Origin of the sequence: Bacillus sp. SIMBA_031 (genome assembly GCF_046535225.1) — a bacterium.
Classification (GTDB): Bacteria; Bacillota; Bacilli; order Bacillales; family Bacillaceae; genus Bacillus; species Bacillus velezensis.
The window spans coordinates 857,688-871,107 of the sequence record NZ_JAWRXC010000001.1 but is presented as its reverse complement, the minus strand read 5'-3'; the positions used below and the strand labels follow the sequence as shown (position 1 = coordinate 871,107).

1 protein-coding gene is annotated in these 13,420 nt (G+C 50.2%); it reads right to left on the bottom strand.

Annotated features, from left to right (window positions below):
• Nucleotides 1-12: 12 nt before the first annotated feature.
• On the bottom strand, nt 13-13,419 hold the full coding sequence (locus SB724_RS04180) for a type I polyketide synthase (protein WP_410570171.1): 13,407 nt from the start codon (nt 13,417-13,419) through the stop codon (nt 13-15).
• Nucleotide 13,420 lies beyond the last annotated feature (1 nt).

Genomic DNA, 13,420 nt, shown 5'->3' with positions numbered 1-13,420 from the left:
CCCACTCCTCTCTCATTTAAATGCTTTCCAGAACATTTTTTTCGCAGGAAGCTCTTGTTTCTCCGCTAGTACGTCAGGTTCTTTTACCAGAGCCTTACGTCTTAATGACGGTACCGGCAGCGGCTTTCTTTTCATTCGGGTATCTTTTTCTTCCCAAGCTTCCAGAATGACGTGGGCGTTTGTTCCGCCGTCGGCAAAGCAGTTGATGGCTGCTGACGGTCTGGCTGCATCCCATTCGCCGGCTGTTTTATGAAAATGAAAATCTGTCTTTGTTATATCAAAATGCGGCATCGGTTCGTCTCCTGAGAGAAACGGAACCGTTTGTTTATGCTTCAGCATTAATACGACTTTAATGAAGCTTGCGATGCCTTCTGCGCAAAGCGGATGCCCGATGTTCGGCTTGATTGAGCCGATGCCTAGCGGAACATACTGGCCTGAGCGGTATACGGATTGAATCGCCTTCAGCTCAAGCAAATCAGTCACCGCGGAACCCGATCCGTTTGCTTCGATATAAGTGATGTCTTCCGGCTTTTTGCCGCTTTTGAAAAGCGCGCTTTGCATGACATCTTTTTGCGCCTGCATATTAGGAGCTGACGGGCCTGCCGTTCTGCCGTCATTGTTCATGGCGGCGGCCTTAATGACCGCGTGTATCGTGTCGCCGTCTTTTTGCGCCTGGCTTACTGTTTTTAACAGCACCATGCCGACGCCTTCACCGAGGACAACTCCGCCTGAACGCTTGTCAAATACGTGAAATGCCGGTTTTTCGTTTAACAGTCTGCGCTCTTGGAACATCCGGTGCGCCGCATCCGTGTTCAGCAGGCTGACGCCGCCAACTACCGCCGCTTTGATATCGCCGCTTCTCAGTGCCTGAACGGCCATGTTCATTCCTGTCAAAGCCGATGAACAAGCCGTATCAAGCACGATGCTCGGCCCGCGCAGATCAAAAAATTGCGAAACGTTTGCCGCTAAATAATTCTGCCCGCCCGCAACGATCGGGTTGCGGGTATTCGCAAGACTTTCAGGATCAGGCTGATGCTGGCTGCGGCCTCCGATATACACACCGGCTTCTATGCCCTTGATTTCTTCACGGGTATAGCCGGCATGGCACCAAAGTTTCAAGCTCTCTTCCAACACCGCCAACGCCTGAGGGTCCATCGCTTTCGCGTCGTTTTCCGGAATGAAAAAGAATTCGGAATCAAAGTGATCCATATTGTCAATCAATCCCGCAACGTATTGATTTGCATATCCGAAACGTTCCGCCGGGACGGAGCCGATTGCGGACCTGCCGCTTCTCAGCAAGTCCCAATATTGGTCTAACGATTCCGCTCCCGGAAAACGGCAGCTCATTCCGACGACGGCAATGTCTTCAGTTACGGCATCACGCTTTTGTTCAGTGTGAACCGTTTGTACGGCAGCCGGAACCAACATTTCTGTATCAGGTTCCTCCCTTTCTGCAAGCAGCGGCTGCCCATTGGATACAAGCCATTCGGCAAACGCGTCAATCGTCGGATGTTCATATAAAACAGATGGGTCTAAGTCCTCTTTGAGCGCTTGATTCATTTGCTGTAAAAGCTGCGCTAAAATGATCGAATCAACCCCGTAATCCTGAAACGGTTCGTCTGTTTCCAGTTCTTCCGGAGCGATTTTCAGCTCATCGGAAAACAGTTTCACAAGCCACGCCTTCGTATCAAGAAGCAGGTCTCTGTCTGAATGTTTTTCCGCGGCTTTTCCATTTATTACGGCTTTTTGTGTTTTCTCTTGACAGAGCAGCCTGTCAGGATGCCATTCGCTCCGATCAACGATAGCCGGCAGAACGGACGGGCGGATGTTTTCAGATAAAATGCGGTCCAGCAAGTCAAGTCCTTCCGCGTTGGACAGTCCCAGCAGCCCGGTCTGCTTCAGGCTTTCTGTGCGGACTTCACCTAATCCGGTTTCCTTCCAGTTCGGCCATTGAATGCTGACCAGCGGATATTGATGCTGATGAGCCGCCGCGAAATAATCCATGTATGCATTTGCCATCGCATAATCCGACTGTCCCGCCGCGAGCGCCGGAACGACTGCAGATACTGAAGAAAATAAGACAAAAAATTGCAAAGGATCATTTGTGAAAAGGCTGCTTAATGTTTGAAGCCCGGCGACTTTCGGTTCCAGCACTTCTTGTATGTCGTCGGCAGTCTTTCTGATAAACGCCGGATTTACTGAATTAACCGATCCCGCACAGTGAATGACGCCGCCGATCGGTCCCATCGTGCGCCGGATCGTTTCAATTTCCGCTGCCGCCGCATCATGATCAGACAATTTCAGACTGATCACCGCCACTTGCACTCCTTTTGCTTCAAGCTCTTCAATCGCCTGTATCTTCTCTTTCAGCCTCGTATTAACAGCTGACCGTTCATGACGGGGAGGAATCGGCTCCCTGCCTGTCAGCACTACTTTTTTCACGCCGTGTTTTTCTGTGAAATGGCGGGCGCATAAGAGACCCAGTCCCCTCGTGCCTCCGGTAATGAAAAGCACATGGTCTTCAGGAAACGGTGCGGGCTTATGTTCTGCTCGCTTCCCGCTTGGAATCTCCGTGAATAAAGCACGGTATCTCTGTCCGTTTCGGCGGCAGATTTCCGGTTCTGTGCTGTCCGCCGAAAATTCATCTGCAATCTGTTTGGCAAGCGTCTGCTGATCCGTATCTGTATCGGCATCCATGTGTCTGGACGTCACGTTTTGATACTCATTTTGAAGCATTCTGTACAGGCCGCTTTTTGCCGCTCCTGCAAGGTGAATCGTTTTCTGCTGAAATGGCTCCAAGCCTTTTGTTACATATAGCAGCGTCAGCGGCCGCGCTTGCCGGCGGCTTGTATCAATCAGAGTCTGGAGCCGGCTGATCCCTTCCAGTGAAGGATCTTCGTCTCCGCATCCCGTCAGATCGATTGCGCCATCTATGTGATTCCAATCGCTAGCTGCAGTGTCAGCGGAATCGACCGGGAGAATGAACGAGTCAGCGAAATGCTTCGCAGTCTCTTCGGCTAGCTCCGCTGTTCTTGCATCAGCCAGAATCATGACCGTCTTGCCGCTTTTCTCACCGGCCGAATCGATCTCACACGGAACCCATTGCTTTTCTAAAAGCACAGCCTCGCGCCGGTCTTCTGTTTCCTGCGGTACGGCTTTCGGCTCAGGCAGCCAGTACGGCTCCGTCGCAAATGGGTAAGCCGGCAGACTGATTCTGCGGGGTTTTTCGCCTTGATAGAGTCTGTCCCAGTCCATCTGAAGCCCTTTGGCCCACAATTCCGCTATTTTGGCGTATTTTTTCTTATCGAACCATGACCTCACAAGCTGCTTCAGGTCATCGTCCGTTTCAAATGATTTGATTTCTTTTTTAGCCGTTTTGATATGGGCTTCATATATCCCTTCACCCGTATTTCCGTTTACAAAATCGGTTAAACGGCTGATCAGTTCTTCTCTCGAACCGGCTGTAACCGCAAGACGGTAATCCATCGCATCACGCCCGGTTTGAAGCGTGTACGCCATATCTGAAAGATTGATATTCTGATTGGCTTTTGCAAATTCGATCACAGACTCGGCATAGGTTTTTACCTGGGGCGCTTTTTTCGCCGACAGCACAAAAATGTTTGTCTCATCAGGCTTACGGCTTCCCCGGTCTTTCGGCTGATACTCTTCGATAACGAGATGAGCGTTTGTGCCGCTGTAGCCGAATGAGCTGACACAGGCCCGCCGCGGTACTCCGCCTGTTTCCCAAGGTTTGAGTTCGGTATTGACAAATAAAGGCGAGTCATCGAAATCAAAATGTTCATTCGGCGTGCTGAAATGAAGGGTCGGCACAAGCTGCTGATGCTTCATCGACAGCAGAACCTTCTGGACGCTTGCTACACCTGCCGCCGCCGACGTATGCCCAATATTCGATTTAACCGAACCGATGGCGCAAAATTGTTTTCGGTCCGTTTTTTCCTTAAATACAGAAGACAAGGCTTCTAATTCAATCGGATCCCCCTGCTTTGTGCCGGTGCCGTGCATTTCCGCATAGGTGATGCTCTCAGGGTGGATGTTGTGCGCTTCATACACTTGGCGCTCTAAATCCATTTGGCTTTTCGCGCTTGGTGCGGTAATGCCGTTGGTTTTTCCGTCCTGGTTAATTCCAGATCCGATAATGACTCCGTAAATATGGTCTTGATCGGCTTCCGCATCTTTCAGCCTCTTCAAAACGAGCGCCCCCGCGCCTTCGCCGGGCACAAATCCGTTCGCACTGTTATCAAATGCTTTACATTGGCCGTCAGGAGACAGCATTCCGGCTTCACACATGCTGATGTATGATTCAGGCGTTAAATACAAAGTCACGCCGCCGACAAGCGCCATGTCAATTTCATGATTCAACAGCGCCTGACGCGCCAAATGAGTCCCGACGAGAGATGAAGAACATGCCGTATCAATCGGAATGGCCGGCCCTTTCAAATTGAGATAATAAGGCAGGCGGGCCGCCGCGATGCTGAAACTGTTGCCCGTCGCGCTTCCTCCTGTCTGATGTTTGTTTAACATCATGCCGTATTCATTGTTCATAATCCCCAAATAAACGCCGCAATTTTTCCCGTTTAATTCTTTTGAGCTGTAACCCGCATCTTCAAAGGCTTTAAAACCTTCCTGTAAAAATATCCGGTGCTGCGGGTCCATAAGTTCCGCTTCAGACGGAGATATATTAAAGAACAGCGGATCAAACTCTTCAATGCCGTCAAGCATACCGATTGATCTGCAGTATACTTTGCCCTTCTTGTTTAAGGCCGGATCATAGTATTTGTTTACATCCCAGCGGGAAAGCGGGATGTCGCGAATGGCGTTTTTCGCACGGGCTAAGTTGTCCCAATACGTCTTTAGGTCCGGCGCATCCGGGTACTTGCCCGACATGCCGACGATGGCTATCGCGTCCGCTATCTCATCTTTAGGCTCCCGTTTGGCCTGCACCGGTTCAGGTTCCTTTTGAACCGTTAATCTCTCAGGCTCGTCAGGTGTTTTCTCCTGCAGGGCATGTTGCTGCGTAAGCGGCTTTGGACGTACGGGAACCGCCTGTTTTTTTCCGCCGCGGACGGACGGCTGCGTACGCAGAAAATCGGCAAATTGGCGGATTGTCGGATAATCATACACTTTCGTTACGTTACAGTCCGTGCCATACCGTTTATTGACGGCCTTTATCCATTCAAGACCGGTAATCGAATCCATACCCAAGTCAATAAAGGCCTCATCAATATCTACTTCATGCCGCTCCATGTACAATACATCAGCCAGTGCTTTTGATAACTCGTCATGCACCGCTTCAATCGGTTCTTCCGGTTCGGCGGAAGCTGCCGTTTCAGACATCGCCTCCAGAATATCCGCTTCTGCTTGTGTCACATGCTGCTTATGAGCGTTTAAAGGCTGCAGCATGATGTTTGACGGTTTTTTCACGGCCTCTGTTTTCTGCGGTTCAGTTGCTTCCTCAAGGATCGGTTCTGTCCCGAGCTCTTTTTGCAAGAAGGCCGCAAACTGGCGGATTGTCGGATAATCATATACTTTCGTCACCGTAAGGGACGTGCCGTATGCTTTATTAACAGCCTTTATCCATTCAAGACCGGTAATTGAATCCATGCCGATATCAATAAATGTGTCGTCTGCGTCGATATCGTCGGCATCCATATATAAAACGTCTGCCAAACTTTCGGTCAATACGGCACTTACTTTTTCAGCGGAAACCGCCGGGCGGGAAACAGACTGTACGGTTCTTTTCGGTTTCGCGCCGCTCAAAGGCTGCAATGAAATGTTTGACGGTTTTTCTTTGGCAGTCTCCTCGTGAAGAGTTGTTACTTCAATGACCGGTTCCGGGGCGGCCGCCGGTGCGATCGGCGCAGACTGTGTGTCGGCCGGTCTTTTGACAGCTGTATCTGCTGATATGTCGATCCAATAACGGTCTTTTGCAAACGGGTAGGCCGGGAGACTGATTTTTTGCGGTCTGCCCATTTGATACAGCTTATCCCAATTCAGCGGAAGACCCTTCACCCAAAGCTCTAATATCTTTGCGGCTTTGCCTTTTTCAAGCCATGCCTCAATGGTTTTTTCCATGTCCTCATCAGCCGCAAACAGCGCCATCGTGTCTTTATTCTGTTTGACTTGTCCGCGGTAGAGCTGGTCAATTGACTCCTTGCCGCCCGTAAATTCGTCAAGCTTTTCTTCAAGCTCGCGCAAATTGCTGACAATCATTCCGAGACGCTCTTCCATCGGTTCACGGCCGATTTGAAGTGTATATGCGATCCGGCTCAGATCCGCTTCCCGGTAACGCTCGCTCCGCAGCGCATCAAGAAGACGTTCCGCCCGTTTTTGAAGCCGTTGCTCATTTTTCGCGGAAAGGACGATTATCGACAGATGAGGCACGGCAAAAGCCGTCTCCTTATCCTCATCAGCGGAATATTCTTCGATGACGATATGAGCGTTGACGCCGCCGGCTCCGAATGAGGAAAGTCCCGCGGTTCTCGGCAATTCCTTATCATTTATGACTGGTCTTTTCCACTCTTCAAGCGTCTGCTGCACTTTAAACGGTGTACTCGGAAAATCAATATTCGGGTTAAGCGTCCGGGAATGCAGTGACGGCGCAAGCTTCTTGTTTTTCATTTGCAGCAGCACCTTCGTCAGCCCCGCGATACCCGCCGCGCTTTCACAGTGCCCGATATTGGATTTCGCTGAGCCGATAGAGCAAAACTGTTTATCTTGTGTTTGTTCTGAGAAGACTTTTGTCAGACCCGTGATTTCAATCGGATCGCCGAGTGAAGTCCCGGTGCCGTGGGCTTCGATGTAGCTGACCGCCCTCGGATCGGTTCCTGCGTCTTTTAACGCCTGTTTGATCACCGCGGCTTGTGCGTTCGGATTCGGTACGGAATACCCGTTTGTTTTTCCATCATGGTTCACGGCCGTTCCTTTGATCAGGCCGTAAATATGATCACCGTCCGCTTTCGCTTTAGAAAGCGGCTTAAGGAGTACGGCGCCCACTCCTTCACCGGGCACATAACCGTCCCCGCCTTCTCCGAAACTTTCACATCTGCCTTTGCTTGATAAAAATCTGTTCTGGCCGAGCATCAAATATTTATTCGGATGAACGGATACATTGACGCCCCCGGCAAATGCTGCTTCGCATTCCCCGTTCCGCAAGCTTTGGCATGCCAGATGAATGGCTGTTAAAGAAGAAGAGCACATCGTATCCAGAGCCATGCTCGGGCCGTTAAAACCGAATACATAGGAAGCCCTGTTCGCAATTGATGACGGATTTCCGGTCAGCGCAAGCGATTTTCCGCGCGCCTGTTCTTCGGCTCCGTAAAGCTGATATTCCTCATACATGACGCCGACGTAAACACCGACATTGGCGCCAAGCAAATCACCCGATTTTTCCGTGAGCTTTTTGCGCGTGTAACCGGCATCTTCCATCGTTTCGTAGACACATTGCAGGAATAACCGCTCCTGCGGGTCCATCAATTTTGCATCCCGGGGCGAAATAGAGAAGAATTGCGGATCAAATTTGTCCACGTCTTTCAAAAATCCTCCCCATTTTCCGTACGTCTTGCCTTCTTTATCTTTATCAGCGTCGTAATAAAGACTGTGATCCCAGCGATCGTTTGGAATTTCGGTTATGCAGTCAGTGCCTTCACTCAAGTTCTTCCAAAATTCCTGAAGATTTTCGGCCTGCGGATATCGTCCTGACATACCGATAATCGCGATATCTTCACGCTCCGTCAGCTGCTGATTTTTCCGCGTGTCTGGACGGACTTGCGCAAAGCCTTTTTTGCCTTCATTCCGTTTGGAAACGGGCTTTACTTTCGCTTTCTCAGACAGCGCCGGTTTGGCTGCAGGGGTTTCTTCTGTTTTCATCCCGGTCACTTCCAACAGCGTGTCCCGGTGTGCTTTCATAAAATACTGCGACAGCGATTCGATATTCTGGTACTCGAAAAACAATGTTTTTGACAATGAACCGAAGCTCTTTTCCAGCCGGCCAGTCAAATGCATAATCATAATCGAATCAATACCGTAATCTTCCATAGGCGCCTTGGCGTCAATTTTGCCGACAGGAAGTTTGGTCACTTCCGAAAGCACTTGTTTCAAGAAATGCTTCGTTTTTTCTGCAAGCATATTCTCTCCGCCTGCTGTAAGACCTGCCGTTTCTTCCGTTTCGCTGCTCTTATTCGGCTGATCATCCGCTGATTTTTTCAGAAACGCCCGGATTTTTGCGGCGTAGCCTTCCGTCACCATGACTTGGGATGTGTTTGCCGCCCACCCGCGGTACAAAGCCTGAATGCCGTTTTCTGTTTGCATAGGGACCATGCCGCTTTCTTTTGTCAGCATGGCTTCCGTTTCAGCATCAACCGTCATGCCGCCGTCTTTCCAAAGCGGCCAGCAGATTGAAAGGGTGTGTCCATAGCGTTCATTTCGGGCTTTTTTACGGTTTCTTTTTTCACTGAAGGCGTTCATAAACGCATTGGCCATCGCATAATCAGCCTGGCCCGCGCTTCCGGCGCTTCCTGCTCCGGAAGAGAAAAGAATCAGAAAATCAAGCTCAATGTCCTTTGCCGCTTCATCAAGATGAACCAGTCCGGAGACTTTCGGCGCCAGTACATCACGGATTTCATCTTTGTGCTTTTTCAGAATATAGTTGTCTTTTATCGTTCCGGCGCTGTGTATGATACCGTTTAATCCGCCGTACTGCCGGCAGATGTCCGCTGTGAGCGATTGAACTTCTTGTTTTTCCGTCATGTCCGTTTGTTTGTACACGGCTTGCGCGCCGAGATCGGACAGTTCTTGAAGCTGGGCTTTTTTACGGTTATCCAACAGAGAACGCCCCGTTAAAATAAGAACGGCGTCTTTTGCATGCCGGGCGATTTCTTTGGCGAACAAAAATCCGAGACCGCCTGCACCGCCTGTGATCAGATAAACACCTTTATCCTTCCACGGCTTTTTGGCGCCGAACTGTTCAAGCCCTGTTTCCTGCCATTGTGCCGTATAGCGCCTGCCGTTTTCATAGCGAATATGCTTATCATCAGGATGAGCGCTGCATTCTTTTACATATCGTGACAGCGTGTCTGCCTTGACGTCCGGCTCCAATTCAATCAGCTGGCCGGTCAGGTTCGGGTTTTCAAGCGCCGCTGTTTTCAAAAGCCCCGTTAAGCCGCAAAGGAGCTGCGTATCCGCTTCTTGAGGCACGACAATCTGAATGAGCTCGCGCCCGCCGGAATTTGAAGCGAGGATTTTCTTCACTTCTTCGAACGCCTGAAACGCACAAGCTTCAAACCGTTCGTCTTCACTCTTATGCTGATCACGGAGCACATGACAGCTGAAGTCTGTCTGTATGCTGTTCATTTGATCCGTAAACCGGTCAGATATCATCACGTGACGGGCTTTGAAATGGATCGGCGCTTTTTCATGTACAGCGGCCTTCTCTTCCCATACGTGTTCAAAATATAGTGTATCTGTTTTATCCGTTTCAATTTCCCGTGCGGAATAACCAGTCATTTTCACACATACATTGCCTTGTTCGTCACATACATCAATATCCAGCTTCTGCACGGCATCTTCAGGCTTGCTTTCGCCGCTGTACGCAATGGATACCCACATATTGCTTTTACAGCTTTTCAACACATCAATCTGTTCGAGAGCAAACGGCAGCATCGGCCGTATGTCAGTCCCGTCTCTGTCAAGCATTAACCCGATTGTCGCGTGGAAGGCTGCATCCAAAAGGCTCGGATGGAGGACAAACTGATCTTTTGTATGAGAAATAGATGACGGGAGTGAGAGCTTCGCGAGCACTTTGCTGTCTTTTGCATAGATTTCCGTGACCGCTTTGTGAGCATCCCCGTATTCAATCCCCATTTGTTTGTATGCCTGATAGCAAGCGTCAGGTGTGATCAGACGGCGTGACTCTCTTAATTTGTCAATCTCGATTTTGGCCGGTTCGCCCGCTCGGACAAACGCCGCGCTTCCTTGCGCATAGAGAACGGGCTCTAGTTCCGAGGAAGCCGATTCACTGTAAACCGTAAATCCCATCTCCCCATTTTCTTCGTCATAAAGACGGAGATACAGTTCTGCGGACTCATCCGCCGCTGTAAACGGACGTATCCATACGACATGTTTCAGACGGACTGTTCCTTCTTCCTTCGTTTCTGCCGCGTGTTCAACGGCCGCCCGAACCATTTCCAGATAAGCCGCACCCGGTAACGTCCGCTCGTTTTTGACGACGTGATCTTTCAGGAAAAATTCTCCGCCGCTAAAAAAGGACCGAAAACGGACGCCTGACATGTTTGATACATTTTCATGCAGGAGCGGGTGCAGCATGCCTGCATTTTTTTGCGGCAGTGATTCTCTATTCTCCGCCTTCGGCACCCAATACCGTGTTTTTTCAAACGGATATGTCGGCAGGCTGACCCGATTCGGTTTGTTTTCTCCGTATAAGAGCTTCCAATCCATCGTTCCTCCGCCGGCCCACTTCTCAGCAATCATCTCCAGACTTCCGGAAGAAAGCCATTTATGTATCAAGTCTGGAGCAAGCTCTGCCTGTTTCGTTTTATCAGCTCGGTTCCGCCAGCACCCGCTGACCGTTTTACCTGCCAGAAAGCCTTCCAGCCGCTCTTTGAGCTGTGTCATATTCTGAGCGGTGAACGCAACCCGCTCCTCCATCTGTTCACGGCCGATCTGAAGTGTATACGCCGCATCCTCAAGCGGCAGGCCGGGATGAATAAATGCAGACAGCTTCGCAACGTACTCTTTTAGCCGTTCTTCATTCCGGGCTGAAACTGGAAAAATGAATGTCTGTTCTCCTGCCGGTTCATACGCTGTTCCGTGTGATTCTTCAGGGATAAATTCCTCCAGAATGAGATGCACATTTGAACCTGTCGCCCCGAAAGAACTGATGCCTGCACGCCGGGGATATACGGTTTCGTTTCCGTTTTCCTTCACTGAAGGCTGCTGCCACTCTTCGGTATGATGCTGGACGTAAAACGGTGATTGTTCAAAATCTAAATACGGATTCAGCTCCTCGGAATGAAGAGACGGCACCAAAGTTTTATGGTGAAGCTGCAGGGCAACCTTGCTTAAGCCGCTGATGCCCGCCGCCGATTCCGCATGGCCGATATTGGACTTCACTGATCCGATCGAACAGAACTGTTTGTCCTGTGTGTACTGGCGGAACGCCTTGACAAGGCCTTGAACCTCAATCGGATCGCCGAGAGAAGTTCCCGTCCCGTGCGCCTCAATATAACTGACCGCGCGCGGATCGATGCCCGCTTTGTCCAGGCATTCTTCAATCAAATCGGCCTGCGCGACAGGGCTCGGCACGGAAATTCCGCTCACTGTCCCCACATGGTTGACGGCACTGCCCTTTATCACCGCATAAATCCGGTCTCCGTCTTTTACCGCCTCCCGCAGCGGTTTTAATAAAACGGCACCGATTCCTTCAGCCGGTACATAGCCGTCTCCGTCTTTCCCGAATGTATGACAAACCCCGTCTGTTGAAAACATGTCCCATAAACCGTATGTCAGATATTTATTCGGATGCAGCGACAAGTTGACCCCTCCGGCAACCGCCGATTCACATTCCCCGCGCCGAATGCTTTCCGCAGCAAGGTGAACCGCAGTCAGCGAAGATGAACAGACCGTATCGACCGCCATGCTCGGCCCGTGAAAATTGCAAAAATATGAAACTCTGTTTGCGATTTGCGCATAATTAAGAGAAAGCGGGAATACATGATCTTCAGAAGAAGCTTCAGCCCCGACCAACGTATAATCCTTATGCATCACCCCTGCGAAGACGCCGACGCGCTGTCTCTTATTCCGTCCGCGCGCCTCTGCGAGCGACTTCGGCGTATATCCGGCATCCTCAATCGTTTCCCAGCATGTTTGTAAAAACAGCCGTTCCTGAGGGTCCATTGTTTCAGCTTCCCGCGGCGTAATCCGGAAAAATTGGGGATCAAAGCAATCCGGATCATCGATAAATCCGCCCCATTTTGAAATGCTCTTTCCGGAAGGCGACTTTACATTTTCAAACCGGCGCCAGTCCCAGCGAGACTCCGGAATTTCGGTGACACAGTTTTTTCCTTCTTTCAGGTTTTCCCAGAATTCATGAATATTTTCGGCCTGCGGATAGCGGCCGGCCATGCCGATAATGGCGATATCTTCATCTTGCGGAACACTGCTTTTCCGCCTTTTTTCTGTTTGCGTCTCAACCGGCTTCTCCATTTTTGCCGGAGACGCGCTGAAATGGCTCCCGTACTGCTCAGTCAGGAAAGCCGCCAGCTCTGCTGCCGTCGTATATTCAAACAGCAAAGTCGGAGAAAGGGTTTCGCCGATTTTTTCGCTGATCGTTTCGACGACGTCAAGCAGTCCGGACGATGTCAGCCCCATTTCATAGTAGCCGACTTGAGAATCAATCTGTTCAAGCGGCTTGCCGATTTTTTCCGCCATCAGATTCATGACATACCGTTCTGCTTCCTCATGCGGGTGTCCGCCTTCAAGCGATGCCGCAACTTCCGGTAAACCGGCTTTTTCAGGAGACTTCTCAGCAGTCTTTCGTTCTGTATTGATCAGCTCGGCATCCCGCACGAGCTTGCTTGTGAAATCTTTCAGCTCGGCTACTTTCCGGCCGGATGCGTTAAAAAACTCCAGTGTAATGTAAATGAGCTCCTTTTCCTGCCGAAGCGACGAACGTTTGATTCTCGTGATGCAGCCGGCCTGCAAAGGTTCAGAAGCTGTAAAAGATTCGTAGAAAAGAGGCAGAAACAGCCTCTTTTCCCCATTTAACAACGATGAGATCAATAGGTTTGCGCCGACGCCGCTTCCGTCAAGAAGAGTCGGATGGAACAAAAACCCTCCGGCCTGTCCCATCGCGTCTTTTCCGAGCGATACATCAAAGGTGACGCCGTCCCGCTCCTCAAAAACTTCTCCTTCTGCTTTCATATATCCGCTGTGAACCAATTCCTGTCTTCTGCATTGTGCATACAGCTCATTTAAATTGATGGTGCGTTCCGCCTCGCGTTTGACAGAGTCAAGATCAAGCGTGTCACTGAAAACTGCGGGTGCCGTCTCGTGCATTTCCGCTTTGACGTAAATGCGTTCTTCCGGCTGGACTCGTCCGCCGCTGACCTCAGCCCCTTTTGCGGTAAGTTTCCAGCGCCCTGCTTTTACCTTTGTACATTCAACCGTAAGCTTGACGGCGCTGTCTTCTTTCGCAATAAGCGGCTGATATATGGATAAATGGCGCAGCTGAAGCCCGTCGTATGAATAGCCGCGCTCTTTGAAAATCTGATAAAACATATCAATATAAGCCAATCCCGGAAGGACTTTTTGTCCGTAAACGTCATGATGTAAAATAAACGGATTTTTCAGCGATAAAGTGATTTGCTTATTGAAGTTCTTCACG